Genomic DNA, 16,111 nt, shown 5'->3' on the forward strand with positions numbered 1-16,111 from the left:
GGTCACCCCGGAACCGTGACGACGGAACAGGCATGGGCCCCGGTGGCCACGGAGAGGGATCTCCGTGGCCACCGGAAGGCCAGTGCCTGTTCCGCGTCCGGGGGAGCACTCCGGCGGTACGGGCTCCACGAATGTCCGTGAGAGCTGACGAAACGGGGCGTTCACACCCCCCATCCCTGCGCGGGCAGCGGATGTGGGAGCGTAAAAGGGTGAGTGAGACACCGACGAACACCACCCTTCAATACCGCGTGGACGGACGCGACGACGCTCCCGTCCTGGTCCTCGGACCCTCGCTGGGCACCACGTTCCACATGTGGGACCGGCAGATCCCCGAACTCACCAAGGACTGGCGGGTCGTCCGGTTCGACCTTCCCGGGCACGGCGGCGCCCCCACCCAGCCCTTCAGCTCCGTCGCCGAACTGGGCGACCGGCTGCTCGCCACCCTCGACACCCTCGGCGTCCAGCGCTTCGGATACGCGGGCTGCTCCCTCGGCGGGGCCGTCGGCCTCGACCTCGCCCTGCGCGCACCCCACCGGATCGCCTCCCTCGCCCTGGTCGCCGCCTCGCCCCGGTTCGGCACCGCCGACGAGTTCCGCCAGCGCGGTGTCGTCGTCCGCGCCAACGGCCTGGAGCCGATGGCACGGACCGCCCCCGAACAGTGGTTCACCCCGGTCTTCGCCGGGGCGCAGCCCGCCATCGTCGACTGGGCCGTCCAGATGGTGCGCACCACCGACCCCACCTGTTACGTCGCCGCCTGCGAGGCCCTCGCCGTCTTCGACGTCCGGGCGGCCCTGGACCGGATCGGCGTGCCCGTCCTGGTCCTCGTCGGTTCCGAGGACCAGGTCACCGGGCCCGCCGAGGCCCGCACCCTGGTCGCGGGCATCCCCGACGCCCGGCTCGCCGTCGTCCCCGGCGCCTCGCACCTCGCCCCCGTCGAACAGCCCGCCGCCGTGACGGACCTGCTGCTGGAGCACCTGGCGGGCACCGCACCCGACACCAGCGGGCCGCTGACCCTGCCGCCGCTGCCCGCCGTCCCCGTGGCCGAGCCCGCCCCGCTCGCGGAGCCGGCGGACGAGGGGCGGCCCGACCCGTACGAGCGGGGGCTCGCCCTGCGCCGCGAGGTCCTCGGCGACGCCCATGTCGACCGCGCTTTGGCCGACGACCCCGACGGGGACTTCCAGGACCTCCTCACCCGGTACGCCTGGGGCGAGGTGTGGAGCCGCGAGGCCCTCGACCGGCGCACCCGCAGCGTCGTCACCCTGACCGCGCTCGTCGCGGGCGGCCACCGCGAGGCCCTCGCCGACCACACCCGCGCGGCCCTCCGCAACGGCCTGTCCGCCGCCGAACTGCGCGAGATCGTGCTCCACGCGGGCGTGTACTGCGGGTTCCCGGCCGCCGAGACCGCCCTGCGGGTCGTCGCCCGCGCCGTCGAGGAGGAGACCAGGCCCCCGGCGTAGTGTGGAGAGGGTGAAGCTGACGAAGAAGTCCCACGCCTGCGTCCGGCTGGAGAAGGACGGGCGGACGCTCGTCCTCGACCCGGGCGTCTTCACCGAGGAGGACGCCGTCCTCGGCGCCGACGCCCTGCTCGTCACCCACGAGCACCCCGACCACTTCGACGAGGGGCGGCTGCGGGCGGCCCTGGAGGCCGATCCGGCCGTCGAGCTGTGGACGCTGCGGAGCGTCGCGGAGCAGCTCACGGCCGCCTTCCCCGGCCGGGTGCACACGGTGGGGCACGGCGACGCGTTCACGGCGGCGGGGTTCGACGTGCGGGTGCACGGCGAACTGCACGCCGTGATCCACCCGGACATCCCCCGCGTCACCAACGTGGGCTTCCTCGTGGACGGCGCCGTCTTCCACCCGGGGGACGCGCTCACCGTTCCCGAGGAGCCCGTCGACACGCTGCTCCTGCCCGTCATGGCGCCGTGGAACAAGATCTCCGAGGTCATCGACTACGTCCGCGAGGTCCGTCCGCGCAGGGCGTACGACATCCACGACGCCCTGCTGACCGACCTCGCCCGCCCCCTCTACGACCGCCAGATCGGCGCCCTCGGCGGCACCGACCACCAGCGGCTCACCCCCGGGACCTCCGCCGAGGTCCTCGTCCCCGGGGCGCCCGCCGGGGGCTGAGCGGCCCCGCGCGGCCGCCGCCCCGAGCCCGGCGCGACGGCGATTGTCGGACCCCGCACGTAGGCTTGCGCCCATGCGCATCGCCACCTGGAACGTCAATTCCATCACCGCCCGGCTCCCCCGACTCCTCGCCTGGCTGGAGAGCACCGGCACCGACGTGCTGTGCATCCAGGAGACCAAGTGCACCGCCGAGCAGTTCCCCACCGAGGAGCTGCGCGCCCTCGGTTACGAGTCCGCGGTCAACGCCACGGGCCGGTGGAACGGCGTGGCGCTGGTCTCCCGCGTCGGCCTCGCCGATGTCGTCACCGGGCTGCCCGGCGGCCCGGAGTACGACGGCGCGGAGGAACCCCGGGCGATCTCCGCGACCTGCGGCCCGGTCCGCGTCTGGTCGGTGTACGTGCCGAACGGCCGGGAGGTCGGCCACGACCACTACGCGTACAAGCTGCGCTGGCTGGACGCGCTGCGCACGGCCGTCGGGCCCGACGCGGCGGGCGAGCGGCCCTTCGCGGTCCTCGGCGACTACAACATCGCGCCCACCGACGACGACGTCTGGGACGTCACCGTCTTCGAGGGCGCCACGCACATCACGGAGCCGGAGCGGGCGGCCCTCGCCGAGCTGCGTGCCGCGGGCCTCTCCGACGTGGTGCCGCGCCCCCTCAAGTACGACCACCCGTACACGTACTGGGACTACCGCCAGCTCTCGTTCCCGAAGAACAAGGGAATGCGCATCGACCTGGTCTACGGCAACAAGCCCTTCGCCGAGGCGGTCCGCGACAGCTATGTGGACCGCGAGGAGCGCAAGGGCAAGGGAGCGTCCGACCACGCTCCCGTCGTGGTCGATCTCGACGTGTAGGCCGCCCCGGGTCCGCCGCGTGCCCGCCCCGGTCCCGGCGCGCGGCGGGACACCCGGCCCGGCGGCCGTGACGTCCCCGCGTGCCGGGTGGTCGACCGGCGGGCGTCGGTGCGACGCTGGTGCGATGAACATCCCGTTCCTGGACAACTGGCTGAAGCGGCGCGAGCCCGGGCCGGTCACCTCCCCGCTGGCCGAGGCCCTCGACCGCGACCCCGTGGGCGTGGGCGAACTGCTCGCCGAGTGCGAGCTGCTGCGGGCCCGCGCGGACCGGTCCGGGGTCGCCCTCGACGACACCCCGCGCTCCCTCCAGGAGCTGGACCAGCTGCCGCCCCGCTGGCGCGACGACCCCGAGGAGCTGCCCTGGGTGGGGAACGACGCGGGGCTCTACCTCGGCACGGTGATCGTACGGAACGTGCCGGGGGCCCGCTGGCACGTGTGGCCGGACTCGGGACCGGTGGTGCGACTGGCCTCCGGGCGGGAGATCCAGGTCGTCGAGGCGGGACTCGACTGGGCGATGACGGGCTCGCCCGAACTCTCCCAGGTGTACGCGGAGGCCTCCGAGCACTGATCCCCTCGGCCCAGCCCGCGCCACCCTTCCGCAGTAAATACGGCTTATTGCGGTTTCATGCGTGTCGGGCGTGAAGTCCCTTTTCCGGTGGATAGTTTGCGCTGACTCGACACCGCTGAGAAATGGGGCAGGGCAGCGTATGGCCGTCGTCGATCCGCTGATCGAACTGCGTGACGTCAACAAACACTTCGGCACGTTGCACGTCCTCCAGTCCATCGATCTCACCATCGGCCGGGGGGAGGTGGTCGTCGTCATCGGCCCGTCCGGCTCCGGCAAGTCCACCCTCTGCCGGGCGATGAACCGTCTGGAGAGCGTCGAGTCCGGCGAGATCCTCATCGACGGTCAGCCACTGCCGGAGGAGGGCAAGGCGCTCGCCCGGCTGCGCGCGGAAGTCGGCATGGTCTTCCAGTCGTTCAACCTCTTCGCGCACAAGACCGTCCTCGCCAACGTCTCCCTCGCGCAGATCAAGGTCCGCAAGCGCGGGAAGGCGGAGGCCGACCGGCGCTCGCGCGAACTCCTCGACCGGGTGGGACTCGCCGCGCACGCCGACAAGTACCCGGCCCAGCTCTCCGGCGGCCAGCAGCAGCGCGTGGCCATCGCCCGCGCCCTCGCGATGGATCCCAAGGCGCTCCTCTTCGACGAACCGACCTCGGCCCTCGACCCGGAGATGATCAACGAGGTCCTGGAAGTCATGCAGCAACTCGCCCAGGAGGGCATGACGATGGTGGTCGTCACCCATGAGATGGGCTTCGCCCGCTCGGCGGCCAACCGGGTCGTCTTCATGGCCGACGGGAAGATCGTCGAGGACCGCGCGCCGGAGGACTTCTTCACCGCCCCGCGCAGCGAGCGCGCCAAGGACTTCCTCTCCAAGATCCTGAAGCACTGAGGGGCGGGCAACCATGCAGCGCACGCGCCGAACCCCGGCCCCGCTCGTCCTGCTGCTCGCCGTGGCGACGGCGCTCGGCGGCTGCGGAAGGGAGGGCAGCCCGCCCGTGAAGGGCCCGCAGCCCGACCAACTCCCCGTCTACCAGGTCCAGAAGTCCTTCACGCTGCCCGACTCCCCCACCTGGGAGCGGGCGAAGAAGCGCGGCCGGCTGGTCGTCGGAGCCAAGGAGGACCAGCCGTACATGGGGGAGAAGGACCCCGCGACCGGCCGCTACTCCGGCTTCGACATCGAGATCGCCAAGATGATGGCGGCCTCCCTCGGCTTCGACCCGGCCGGCGTCGACTTCCGGACGATCGCCTCCGCCAACCGCGAGACCGCCCTGCAGAACGGCCAGATCGACTACTACGTCGGCACCTACACCATCAACGCCAACCGCAAGAAGCTCGTCGGCTTCGCCGGGCCCTACTACCTGGCGGGCCAGTCCCTCCTGGTCCGCACCGACGAGAACGACATCCACGGCCCCCAGGACCTGGCGGGCAAGCGCGTCTGCTCGGCGACCGGCTCGACCCCGTACCAGCGGATCGAGAAGGACTACCCGAAGGCCCAGCTCGTCGCCTACGACACCTACTCGGCCTGTGTCGACAACCTGCTGACCTACCAGGTCGACGCGGTGACCACCGACGACACCATCCTCATGGGCTACGCCGCCAAGGTGCCGAACGAACTCAAGGTCGTCGGCAAGCCGTTCTCCGAGGAGCCCTACGGCATCGGCGTCCCGCGCGACGACAACGCGCTGCGCTTCGCCCTCGACGACGCCCTCGCCTTCCACGAGAAGAACGGCGACTGGAAGAAGGCGTATGACGCGACCCTCGGCCTCTCCGGGGTCCCCGCCCCTCAGCCGCCGCCCATCGACCGCTACCCGGCGAGCTGACCGGAGGAACTCCCATGGACGTCCTGACCGACAACTTCTCGCTCTACGGCAAGGGTTTCCTCGGCACCGTCGAACTCACCGTCTACTCCTCGGCCCTCGCCCTCGTGCTGGGCTTCCTGATGGCCTCCTTCCGGGTCGCGCCCGTCGGCTCCTTCCGGGTCTTCGGCACGGTCTGGGTGACCCTCCTGCGCAACACCCCGCTGACCCTGCTCTTCTTCGCCGTCATGCTGGGCCTGCCCCGCTTCGGACTCGTCCTGCCCTTCGAGCTGTTCGCGGTCCTCGCGCTCGGCTGCTACACCTCGGCCTTCATCTGCGAGGTGCTGCGCTCCGGCATCAACACGGTGCCGCGCGGCCAGGGCGAGGCGGCCCGCAGCCTCGGCATGACCTTCACCCAGACGCTCGGCACGGTCGTGCTGCCCCAGGCGTTCCGCACGGTCATCCCGCCGATCGGCTCCACCCTGATCGCGCTCGCCAAGAACTCCGCCATCGCGGGGGCGTTCAGCGTCACCGAACTCCTCGGCACCTACAAGACGCTCAGCGAACTCGGCTACGACATCGTCTGGACCTTCGTCTGGATCGCCGTCGGCTACCTGATCATCACCCTCACCATCAGCGCCCTCTTCCACGTCATGGAGAAGCGCTGGGGAGTCGCCCGATGACCGAGTCCACCGCCCTCTACGACGTCCCCGGCCCGCACGCCCGGCGACGCCATCTGATCTACGGCCTGGTGTCCACCGCGCTGATCCTCGCGCTGGCCGGCTGGATCCTCTACCTCCTCTTCGCCAACGACCAGTTCACCTCCACCAAGTGGTCGCCCTTCCTCTACAAGGGCATCCAGGAACTGCTGCTCCAGGGGCTCGGGAACACGCTCAAGGCCTTCGCCTACGCCTCGGTGCTCTCGCTCGTCCTCGGCGCCGTCCTCGCCGTCGGGCGCCTCTCCGAACACCGGCCGGTGCGCTGGGTGTCGACGCTGGTCGTCGAGTTCTTCCGCGCCATGCCCGTCCTCGTGATGATCTTCTTCATCTTCGTGGCGCTCAAGGTGCAGCCGCTGCCCGCGCTGGTCGCCGGACTGACCCTCTACAACGGCTCGGTCCTGGCCGAGGTCTTCCGTACCGGCATCCACGCCGTCGCACGGGGCCAGGGCGAGGCGGCGTACGCGCTCGGGATGCGCAAGACCCAGGTCATGACCTTCGTCCTGGCTCCGCAGGCCGTCCGGGCGATGCTGCCCGCGATCATCAGCCAGCTGGTGGTGGCCCTCAAGGACACCTCGCTGGGATACCTCATCACCTACGAGGAGTTCCTGCACGCGGGCAAGCTCATCGCATCGAACCTCGACTACGACCTGCCGTTCATCCCGGTGGTCATGGTGATCTCGCCGATCTACATCGGCATGTGCATGCTGCTCTCGTGGTTCGCCACCTGGGTGGCCAGGAGGGAGCGCCGCAGTCCGAAGACGGAGGCCGTGGGGGTCGCCCCGGCCGAACCGGAGACGCTGCTGCCGGGACGGTAGCGGCGGACCGCCACCCCGCCCGGCAGCAGCCGGTGATCACTCCTTCCGCAGCGGTACCGACACGTACGACGGGTCGGCCGGGGGAGAGGAGAAGGTCAGCTGCGCGCCGGTCGGGTTGTGCTCGATGTACAGCGGATCCACGGTGTCGACGACCAGCGCCAGCCGGTGCCCGGCCGGTACGTCGTACGCCGTGGAGAACAGCTCCAGATCGACACCGAAGGGCCTGCCCGGGGTCCGGTCGTGGAAGGTGTACGGGGCGTTGGTGACCAGCTTGCCGACGCCGAACGGGCCCACGTCGTAGAGGTACGCGACGAGGGTCCCGCTGCTCGCGGTGGAGGTGACGGTGGTGTGCACCCGCACGGTCCCGCGCACCCGCCGCGGTCCGTCCTGCCGGTCGGACTGCCAGACGCCCGCGAAGGCCCGGGGCAGCAGGGGGACGGAGACGACGGGCGGGGTGCGCAGGAACTGGTCGAGGGCGTTGGTGAGCAGGGTGGTGCCGCCGTTGGCCCCGGAGTCCACGTTCGCCAGGACCCGCTGGGTGCCGCCGAGGCCGAACCTCTCCTGGTCCGCCTGTACGGACTTCCAGTCGGGGTAGCCCTCGTAGCCGCCGGTGGAACGGGACTTGAGCTGGACCGGCTGTTCGCGGTCGACGCCGTTGTCGGCGCCCTTGAGGTGGTGGTCGAACCAGCGGCGGGCGCTCGTCCAGGTGTCGTTGGGCAGCCCGAAGAGGCCGGTGGCCTCCGCGGTGGCGTGGTCGCCGGGGCGGAACTCCAGCCGCTTGGGGCCGGTGAGCTTCTCGTAGAAGCTCGCGTACTGGTTGGGCGGGAAGATGGTGTCGCCCCAGGCGTTGCCGAGCATCACGGCGGTGCCGTGGGCGTTGATCCGGTCGAGCTGCTCGACGGCCGACCGCTTGCGGCCCCAGGCGATCATGGCGTCCTCCTTCTCCAGGTTCGAGGAGAGGAAGTCGCCCAGGATCTCCTTGAGTTCGGGTCCGGGGCGGCCGGTGAGGAAGCCCGCGCCGCCGAGCAGGGCGGCGGCCTGCACGTGCTGGGTGCGCCCGCTGTAGATGGACTCGATGAGGTCGGCCCAGCCGCTGAGCGCGGCGACCGCCTTGACGCGGGGGTCGGCCGCGGCGGCGAGCAGACTGATCCCGGCGCCGTAGGAGACCCCCGCCATGCCGATGTGGCCGGGGTCGGCGGTGGTGTGGGCGAGGGCCCAGTCGATGACCCTGGAGGCGTCGGCGACGTCCTTGGGCCCGGCCGTCTCGATCTCCCCGCCGGACTGCCAGAAGCCGCGCGAGTTGTAACTCACCACGACGTAGCCGGAGTCGGCGAGCACCTTGGCCTGGGCCAGGTACTCGATCTGGGGCATGGCCCAGCTGGTGGGCAGCACGACCAGCGGGTGCGGGCCGGGGCCGGAGGGGGCGACGACATTGGCCTTGAGGACGGTCCCGCCGTCCCCGGCGATGTCGACGAAGCGGATGCCGGTGTCGGCCCCGTCCGCCTGTGCGGCGGGTGCGAGGCCGAAGGCCGCGCCGGCCACGAGCACGGTGGAGACGGCGAGGGCGAGGGATGCGCGCACGGGTCACTCCTCATGGGGGGCACCGCCGGGGGGCGGTGGGGGAGAGGGGGTGCAAGGAGACAGGGGGTGCAGGGAGGCAGGGAATGGACAGGGACGCGGGGGTGGGTACGGGACCAGTACGGGGCCGGATGCGGGCGGTGAAAGTGACCCGACGGTAGCCGGGGCGTCGTACCTCAGGTAACCGCCCGGTAAGTTACGTGCGAGTAACGATTGGTCGGCCACGCCCGCCGGGAAGGAGACCGTCACGCCGCCCCCTGCCCGGCATCATGGACCCGTCCTCGTCCCTGCTCCGCCGCCCGGGGGAGGCGCGGTGGAGGGCCTGGCTCCGGAGAGTGCCGTGGAGGACGGGGCGGGGAGCGCCGCTCCGGAGCAGTGTCATGGAGGACAGAGCGAGGAGCGCGGCTCCGGAGAGCGTCATGGGAGGCACGGTGCGGAGCATGGCCCCGGAAGGCGGCACGGGAGACCCCGGCGGTCTCCCCGACGTCTTCGACCCCAGGATCTACGCCCAGGGCATCCCCCACGCACGCTTCCGCCTCCTGCGCGACCGGGCACCCGTCGCCCGCCAGGCGGAGCCGGGCGTCCTGGGCTGGCCCGAGGGGCCCGGCTTCTGGGCCGTCACCCGGCACGCCGACGTCGTCCGGGTGCTCAAGGACTCCACCACGTACTCCTCGTACCTCGGCGCCACCCAGATCCGCGACCCCGACCCGGCCGACCTGCCGTTCATCCGGCGCATGATGCTCAACCAGGACCCGCCGGGACACGGCAGGCTGCGGCGGCTCGTCAGCCGCGCCTTCACGCCCCGACGGATCGCGCGCTTCACCGCCACCGCCCGCGAACGGGCCCGGCGGCTCCTCACCGACGCGATCGACACGGCCGGTCCCGGCGGGACCGTGGACCTCGTCCGCACCGTCACCGACGACTACGCCCTGCTCAACCTCACCGATCTGCTCGGCGTCCCCGCGGCCGACCGGGGGCTGCTCCACACCTGGACCGAACGGGTCATCGCCTACCAGGACCCCGACCAGCCCCCCGTCCTCGACGAGCGGGGAGTCCCCGTGAACCCCCGCTCACCGGGGCGGCTGGCCGAGATGTTCGCCTACGCCCAGGAGTTGGCCGCCCACAAACGGGCCCGGCCCGCTGACGACGTCATGAGCGTCCTCGCCGCCTCCGAACTCGCCGACGCCGAACTGGAGATGTTCTTCTTCCTGCTGACCGTCGCCGGGAACGACACCGTCCGAAGCGCCGCCCCCGGCGGCCTCCTCGCCCTCGCCGAACACCCCGGCGAACAGGCGCGCTGGTGGCGCGGCGAGGTCGGCACCGGTACGGCCGTGGACGAACTCCTGCGCTTCCACCCGCCCGTGCTCTCCTTCCGCCGCACCGCCGCCCGCGACACCGAACTCGCCGGGCGGGCGATCCGGCGCGGCGACAAGGTCGTCGTCTTCCACGCCTCCGCCAACCACGACGAGCGCGTCTTCGCCGACCCGCACCGTCTCGATCTCGGCCGGAACCCGAACCCGCACGTCTCCTTCGGCGACGGACCCCACGTCTGCCTCGGCGCCCACTTCGCCCGCCTCCAACTCCAGCTCTTCTACGAGGAGATGCGCCTCGCCTGCGGCGGAGTCGAACTCGCCGGACCGCCCCGGCGGCTGGTCTCCCACTTCGTCAACGGCATCAAGTCGCTGCCGGTGCGGCTGCGGGAGCCGTCCGCGCCGGGGCGGTGACGTCCGCCACCAGCTCCACCACGTCGGGGCCGTACGCCCGCGAGTTCACCACTCTCAGGAGCAGCACGAACGAACCGGACCCGTACCGGCGCGCCAACCGCTCGTGGTGACGCGCCAGATAGCGGGTCGCCGCCTGATTGGTGATGGCCCGCTGACCGCAGAAGAGGAAGACCGGACGGCACTCCTCGCCCGCCATGAGCCGGGCGAGGATCACGTACTCCTCCGTGCCCGCGTCCATCCGGTACCGCTCCGCCCCGATCAGGAACGAAGCCTGGTCGGGGCCCCGTTCCGCGTCCGCGTTCACGGTCAGCCCCGGGAGCAGGGTCGCCAGATGGGCGGCGCTCCGCCGGTTCGACCCCGGTCCGCCGACGCAGAACTCCGTCCGGTCGCCGAAGCCCTGGTGCGCCTGGTCGTGCGACAGGATGCGGGCGTGCGCCCCGCACTCCTTGATGAGCGAGCAGAGTTCGAGGAGCGCGAAGACGTCGAAGCGGTGCACCGCGCCGCTGCCGCCCGCCTCCTTGTTGACCACGAGGAGGCACTCGGAACTCCCCGGCAGGCCGAAGAAGTCCCGTTTGCGCCGGAGCTTGCGCCGCCAGAAGTACGTACGGCCCAGCCAGCCGAACGAGGCGCTGACCCCCGTGGCGAGGACCCCGAGCACGATGTTGCGCAGGTCTTCGTTCATGGGCGCGCATGGTAGCGGGGAACACCCTTTCGTTCGAGGCGGTCCTGACGCGGGCGTCCCCGGGAAGTTACGCTGCGCGGACGGTTGTTGACTGTGGAGGTAGGGAATGCGTCGCTCCGTCGCTGGCAAGGTCTCCGTTCTCGCCGTCGCGGTGACGGTGCTTTCGATGGGGGCCGCCGTCCCGGCCCCGTCCCCGCCGGGCGCCCCGCCCGGCCCGCCCGCCAAGACGCCGGTGGCCGCCGGGTACGGCGGGGCCGTCGCCAGCGTGGACGCCGACGCCTCGGCCGCCGGGGTGGAGGTCCTCCGCAAGGGCGGCAACGCCGTCGACGCGGCCGTCGCCGTCGCGGCGGCCCTCGGCGTCACCGAGCCCTACTCGGCGGGCATCGGAGGCGGCGGCTACTTCGTCTACTACGATGCCCGCAGCCGTACGGTCCACACCGTGGACGGACGCGAGACCGCCCCCCGCACCGCCGGTCCCGGCCTGTTCCTGGAGAACAGCGCGCCCATCCCCTTCGAGGAGGGCCAGACCAGCGGTCTCGGCGTCGGCGCCCCCGGCACCCCGGCCACCTGGCGCACCGTCCTGGACGCCTGGGGCACCAAGCGGCTCGGCGCCCTGCTCGAACCGGCGGAGCGCCTGGCGCGCGACGGCTTCACCGTCGACGCCACCTTCCGCTCCCAGACCGCGGGCAACGAGGCCCGCTTCCGCGACTTCCCCGCGACCTCCGCGCTCTTCCTGCCCGGCGGCCTGCTGCCCGTGGTCGGCTCCACCTTCAAGAACCCGGACCTGGCCCGTACGTACGAGAAGCTCGGACGCGAAGGCGTCGGCGCGCTCTACCGGGGGCCGCTCGCCCGGGACATCGTCGACACCGTGCGCAAGCCCCCGGTGCGCGAGGGCGCCACCCGCAAGGTGCGCCCCGGCGATCTGACGGAGCGTGATCTCGCCGCGTACCGCACCGAGTTCCGCAAACCGACGAAGGTCGGCTACCGGGGGCTCGACGTGTACGGCATGGCGCCGTCCTCCTCCGGTGGCACGAGCGTCGGCGAGGCCCTCAACATCCTGGAGGGCACCGACCTCTCCGCCGCCTCCCAGGCCCGCTATCTCCACCGGTACATCGAGGCCAGCCGGATCGCCTTCGCCGACCGGGGCCGCTGGGTCGGCGACCCGGCCTTCGAGTCGGTGCCGGCCCGCGGTCTGCTCTCCCAGCGGTTCGCGGACTCCCGGGCCTGCCTGATCCGCGACGACGCCGTCCTCACCAGTCCGCTCGCGCCCGGCGACCCGAACAGCCCGGTGCCGTGCGCGCCCGGCGGTACGGCGGCCCCGACCACGTACGAGGGTGAGAACACCACCCACCTCACCGTGGCCGACAAGTGGGGCAACGTCGTCGCCTACACCCTCACCATCGAGTCCACCGGCGGCAGCGGCATCACCGTGCCCGGCCGGGGCTTCCTGCTCAACAACGAGCTGACGGACTTCTCCTTCGCCCCGGCGAACCCGGCCGTCCACGACCCGAACCTGCCCGGACCCGGCAAGCGCCCGCGCTCCTCGATCTCCCCGACGATCGTCCTCGACGGACACGACCGGCCCGTCCTGGCCCTCGGCTCCCCTGGCGGCGCGACCATCATCACTACCGTCCTGCAGACGCTCACCGGGGTCCTCGACCGGGGTCTGCCGCTCGTGGACGCCATCGCCGCGCCCCGCGCCAGCCAGCGCAACCAGACGACCACCGAACTCGAACCGGGCCTCTGGAACAGCCCGGTCAGGGCCCAGCTGGAGGCCATCGGGCACGGCTTCCGGCAGAACCCGGAGATCGGCGCGGCGACGGGCGTGCAGCGCCTGCCGGACGGCCGCTGGCTCGCGGCGGCGGAACCGGTCCGCAGGGGTGGCGGCTCGGCGATGGTGGTGAGGCCCGCGGGGAAGTAGGGCAGGAGCGGGACCCTCGGGGAGGTGTGCCCCCGAGGGAGCCGTGCCCTTGAGGGGGCTCCCCTACGGCCTGTGTTCCTGTGTTCCTGAGGGCGGGGGTACCCCTTGCGGGCCATGCCCCGCGCAGAGCCGTCACCTTCATGGCCGTCCCTGTGGGCCACCCCCTTCGGCCGCCCCCTCCGACCGCATCCCCGTGAGGCCGTTCCCTACAGGGCCGTCAGTACCCGGGGCCCCGCGTCCGTGACGGCCACCGTGTGTTCGGCGTGCGAGGCGCGCGAGCCGTCCAGGGTGCGGATGGTCCACCCGTCGCCCGCCGTGTAGTGGTCGTCCGTGCCGCCGCCGATCAGCATCGGCTCGATCGCCAGCACCATGCCGTGCCGCAGCTTCATCCCCCGGCCGGGCCGTCCCTCGTTGGGGACCCCCGGGTCCTCGTGCATCGCGCGGCCGATGCCGTGGCCCCCGAAGCCGTCCGGGATGCCGTACCCGGCGGCCCGGCAGACCCGGCCGATCGCGTACGCGATGTCGCCGATCCGGTTGCCGACGACGGCCGCCGCGATGCCCGCCGCCAGTGCCTTCTCCGCGGTGGCGATCAGCCGGGTGTCCTCCGGCGCGGCCGGTCCCACCGTGAAGCTGACCGCCGAGTCGCCAGCCCAGCCGCCCAGCGTCGCCCCGCAGTCCACCGAGACCAGGTCGCCGGGGGCCAGCCGGGTCCCGTCCGGGATGCCGTGGACGATCGCGTCGTTCACGGAGACGCACACGACCGCCGGGAACGGCACGGGGGCCCACTCCGGGTGGTAGTCGAGGAAGGGCGAGCCCGCGCCCGCCGCGTCCAGGACCTTCCGCGCGGCCCGGTCCAGTTCGGTCAGGGTGACGCCGGGCGCCGCCTTCTCCCGTACGGCCGCGAGGGCACGGGCCACGACCCGGCCCGACTCGCGCATCGACGCCAGGTTCTCGTTCGTCTTGATCTCCACCATGCCAATTACTATACCGGTATTAGAATGGGTCGCATGGTGCGCACACCCCTGACCCCAGAAGAGCGCGAGCGCGGCGAGCGGCTCGGCCGCCTCCTGCGTGAATCGCGCGGCGACCGGTCCATGGCCGAGATCGCCGCAGCCGCGGGACTGTCCGCCGAGACCCTCCGCAAGATCGAGACCGGCCGGGCCCCGACCCCGGCCTTCTTCACCGTCGCCGCCCTCGCCGGAGTCCTCGGCCTGTCGATGGACGAGCTGATCACCCGCTGCGCCTTCGTGCCCGTCTGACCCGCCGAGGAGCGGTGTCCGCCGGGAGATGTCCCACCGATCGTGCCGGGGGATCACGACCGAGGTCCTCACCGAGACCCCACGGGCCATGGAGCGCGACGGATTCCTCCGCCGTACCCCGTACGACGAGAACCCGCCACGCGTCGAGTACGCGCCGACCGCCCTCGGCCGCCCGCTGATCGGCCCGCCCGCCGACCGGCCCGCTCGACACCGCCTGCGCCTGCGCCTGGACCCGTGCCCGCCTCCCGGAGATCACGGAGGTCAGGAGCACGCACGAAGGGCGCCGACGGCGGACCCCGTCCTCCCGCGGCCTAGTCCCGGATGCGTCGGGCCGGGCCCTCGGACAGCGTGGAGCCGTGCACCGTCGACAGAAGACCCTCCTCGCCGCGCTCCTCGGCCCCCTGCTCCTCCTGGGGACCGCCTGCGGCGCGGGGGACACCGGCGCCCGGACCGATGCCGGGACCCTGCCCGCGGGCGTCGCCCCCGCGCGGTTCCGTCACCCCGGCGTCCTCGTCGGCGGCGCCCAGCTCGCGGCGGTGCGCCGCCACGTCGAGGCCGGAGAGGAGCCCTGGACCTCCGCCTACCGGGCGATGAGCGGCAGTCCGTACGCCTCCCTCGACTACGTGCCCCACCCCGCGAAGGTCGTCGCCTGCGCCTCCGGCGCCGGTACGGACGCCTGCGTCGCCGAGCGCGAGGACGCCATCGCCGCCTACACCCACGCCCTCATGTGGTCGGTGTCCGGCAGGGCCGCGCACGCCGCCAAGGCCGTGGAGATCATGGACGCCTGGTCGGCGACGGTGAAGGAGCACACCCGCGACGACGCCGACCTCCAGACCGCCTGGTCCGGCTCCTCCTGGGCGCGCGCCGCCGAGATCACGCACGCCGGCTATCCAGCCTGGGGCGGCCCCGCCGTCCAGCGGTTCAAGTGGATGCTGCGCAAGGCGTACCTGCCCGACGTCACGGCCAAGGTCCCCGACTACAACGGCAACTGGGAACTGGCGATGACCGACGCCGCCATCGGGATGGCGGTCTTCCTGGAGGACCGTACGGTCTTCGAGGACGCGGTACGGCGCTTCCGCGCGCGGGTCCCCGCCTACTTCTACCTCTCCTCCGACGGCGCCCTGCCCAAGCCGCCGCCCGGCGGCACCATCGACACCCCCGACGAACTGGCCACTTACTGGTTCGGCCAGCGCACCTACGCCGACGGGCTCGGCCAGGAGACCTGCCGCAACCTCATGCACATCGGATACTCGCTCGCCGCCACCGCCCACATCGCCGAGACCGCCTGGCACCAGGGCCTCGACCTCTACCGCGAGGAGGCCGAACGGATCGGCGCGGCCCTGGAGTTCCACGCCCGCTACCAGCTCGGCGCGACCCCGCCGAAGTGGCTGTGCGGCGGCAGGATCGAGCGGACCATGGGCCCGGACGTCGAGGTCGCCCTCAACCACCTCGAAGGACGGATGGGCATGAGGCTCCCGCAGACCGAGAAGCTCGCCGCCAGCCAGCGGCCGGGCGGCACGGACGACCTCTTCGTCGCCTGGGAGACCCTGACCCACGCCTCGAACCCGACCCCCGCATAGGCTCGCGGCCATGATGCCCGAAGAGCTGCGGCACGGCCGCTACGTCAGCCTGACCACCTACCGCAAGAACGGCACCGGGGTCGCCACGCCCCTCTGGTACGCGGTGGAGGGCGACGCGCTGTACATCTGGACCCGGGCCGACTCCTGGAAGGTCAAGCGGCTGCGCAACGACCCGAAGGTGGAGGCCGCTGTCTGCGACATGCGCGGGAACATCGCGGACACCGCCGGGCGCTTCACCGGCCGGGGCCGCCTCGTCGAGGGCGAGGAGATGCGCTCCATCAGGCGGATGCTGTCCCGGAAGTACAGCTGGCAGTTCTGGCTCCTGGACCTGCCCGCCACCCTCGCACGCTTCGGGAAGCGCCCGCACGCCGGGATCGTCGTGACCTTCGACTGAACGGCCACGTACGGGAAAACGGTCCGTAGCCGCCCCGTAACACACCTGTGGTCCGATACCCGCGGACTCGAAGGCTCCAGTCGACCGCGGGGCAGGTG

Annotated in this window: 16 protein-coding genes; 13 read left to right on the plus strand and 3 right to left on the minus strand. The window is 72.2% G+C overall.

The features are described 5' to 3' along the window. Positions 1–209: 209 nt before the first annotated feature. The 8 genes from ACIRQY_RS00365 (at position 210) to ACIRQY_RS00400 (ending at position 6,875) form a co-directional block, all read left to right on the plus strand. Positions 210–1,457, plus strand: coding sequence for an alpha/beta fold hydrolase (locus ACIRQY_RS00365; protein WP_403921057.1), 1,248 nt, complete (start codon positions 210–212; stop codon positions 1,455–1,457). Positions 1,458–1,467: 10 nt separating this feature from the next. Beyond that, positions 1,468–2,127: an MBL fold metallo-hydrolase gene (locus ACIRQY_RS00370; protein WP_351780376.1), complete on the plus strand. Its 660-nt coding sequence runs from the start codon at positions 1,468–1,470 to the stop codon at positions 2,125–2,127. 73 nt (positions 2,128–2,200) lie between these two features. After that, entirely contained in the window at positions 2,201–2,980 is a 780-nt protein-coding gene (locus ACIRQY_RS00375; protein ID WP_403921061.1) for an exodeoxyribonuclease III, read from the plus strand. Positions 2,981–3,104: 124 nt separating this feature from the next. After that, the gene (locus ACIRQY_RS00380; protein ID WP_403921063.1) at positions 3,105–3,548 is read left to right on the plus strand and encodes a DUF6278 family protein; all 444 of its coding nucleotides are present in this window, start codon (positions 3,105–3,107) and stop codon (positions 3,546–3,548) included. Positions 3,549–3,687: 139 nt separating this feature from the next. Next, the gene (locus ACIRQY_RS00385; RefSeq protein WP_403921065.1) at positions 3,688–4,434 is read left to right on the plus strand and encodes an amino acid ABC transporter ATP-binding protein; all 747 of its coding nucleotides are present in this window, start codon (positions 3,688–3,690) and stop codon (positions 4,432–4,434) included. Between the two features lie 13 nt (positions 4,435–4,447). Further along, positions 4,448–5,365 carry a glutamate ABC transporter substrate-binding protein gene (locus ACIRQY_RS00390; protein ID WP_351780368.1) on the plus strand — a complete coding sequence of 306 codons (918 nt, stop codon included), beginning with the start codon at positions 4,448–4,450 and terminating at the stop codon, positions 5,363–5,365. Positions 5,366–5,379: 14 nt separating this feature from the next. After that, positions 5,380–6,024: an amino acid ABC transporter permease gene (locus tag ACIRQY_RS00395; protein WP_366442742.1), complete on the plus strand. Its 645-nt coding sequence runs from the start codon at positions 5,380–5,382 to the stop codon at positions 6,022–6,024. Then, on the plus strand, positions 6,021–6,875 hold the full coding sequence (locus ACIRQY_RS00400) for an amino acid ABC transporter permease (RefSeq protein WP_403921069.1): 855 nt from the start codon (positions 6,021–6,023) through the stop codon (positions 6,873–6,875). Before ACIRQY_RS00395 ends, ACIRQY_RS00400 begins: the two co-directional genes overlap by 4 nt. A 36-nt stretch (positions 6,876–6,911) precedes the next feature. On the opposite strand, the gene ACIRQY_RS00405 is transcribed toward ACIRQY_RS00400, so the two are convergent. After that, positions 6,912–8,456 carry an alpha/beta fold hydrolase gene (locus tag ACIRQY_RS00405; RefSeq protein WP_403921071.1) on the minus strand — a complete coding sequence of 515 codons (1,545 nt, stop codon included), beginning with the start codon at positions 8,454–8,456 and terminating at the stop codon, positions 6,912–6,914. Between the two features lie 437 nt (positions 8,457–8,893). Here ACIRQY_RS00405 and ACIRQY_RS00410 point away from each other — a divergent pair, with 437 nt between their 5' ends. Further along, complete coding sequence (locus ACIRQY_RS00410) at positions 8,894–10,177, plus strand: cytochrome P450 (protein WP_403921074.1); 1,284 nt, start codon at positions 8,894–8,896, stop codon at positions 10,175–10,177. Here ACIRQY_RS00410 and ACIRQY_RS00415 read toward each other — a convergent pair. Continuing rightward, positions 10,128–10,859 (minus strand): hypothetical protein, encoded by a 732-nt coding sequence (locus ACIRQY_RS00415; protein WP_351780361.1) that lies wholly within the window; start codon positions 10,857–10,859, stop codon positions 10,128–10,130. The genes ACIRQY_RS00410 and ACIRQY_RS00415 overlap by 50 nt on opposite strands. Before the next feature lie 106 nt (positions 10,860–10,965). On the opposite strand from ACIRQY_RS00415, the gene ggt reads away from it, so the two are divergent. Then, on the plus strand, positions 10,966–12,780 hold the full coding sequence (gene ggt / locus ACIRQY_RS00420) for a gamma-glutamyltransferase (protein ID WP_403921077.1): 1,815 nt from the start codon (positions 10,966–10,968) through the stop codon (positions 12,778–12,780). Positions 12,781–12,986: 206 nt separating this feature from the next. On the opposite strand, the gene map is transcribed toward ggt, so the two are convergent. Next, positions 12,987–13,754 carry a type I methionyl aminopeptidase gene (gene map, locus ACIRQY_RS00425; protein WP_351780357.1) on the minus strand — a complete coding sequence of 256 codons (768 nt, stop codon included), beginning with the start codon at positions 13,752–13,754 and terminating at the stop codon, positions 12,987–12,989. 33 nt (positions 13,755–13,787) lie between these two features. Between map and ACIRQY_RS00430 the strand changes: the two genes are divergently transcribed. From ACIRQY_RS00430 to ACIRQY_RS00440, 3 genes are all read left to right on the plus strand, one after another. Then, positions 13,788–14,039: a helix-turn-helix transcriptional regulator gene (locus ACIRQY_RS00430; RefSeq protein WP_351780355.1), complete on the plus strand. Its 252-nt coding sequence runs from the start codon at positions 13,788–13,790 to the stop codon at positions 14,037–14,039. Positions 14,040–14,395: 356 nt separating this feature from the next. Then, on the plus strand, positions 14,396–15,619 hold the full coding sequence (locus ACIRQY_RS00435; RefSeq protein ID WP_403921080.1) for an alginate lyase family protein: 1,224 nt from the start codon (positions 14,396–14,398) through the stop codon (positions 15,617–15,619). Positions 15,620–15,629: 10 nt separating this feature from the next. After that, the gene (locus ACIRQY_RS00440; RefSeq protein WP_351780351.1) at positions 15,630–16,013 is read left to right on the plus strand and encodes a PPOX class F420-dependent oxidoreductase; all 384 of its coding nucleotides are present in this window, start codon (positions 15,630–15,632) and stop codon (positions 16,011–16,013) included. Positions 16,014–16,111: the final 98 nt, after the last annotated feature.

It is taken from the genome of Streptomyces sp. NPDC101490, assembly GCF_044767145.1.
In the GTDB taxonomy this organism is placed as follows: Bacteria; Actinomycetota; Actinomycetes; order Streptomycetales; family Streptomycetaceae; genus Streptomyces.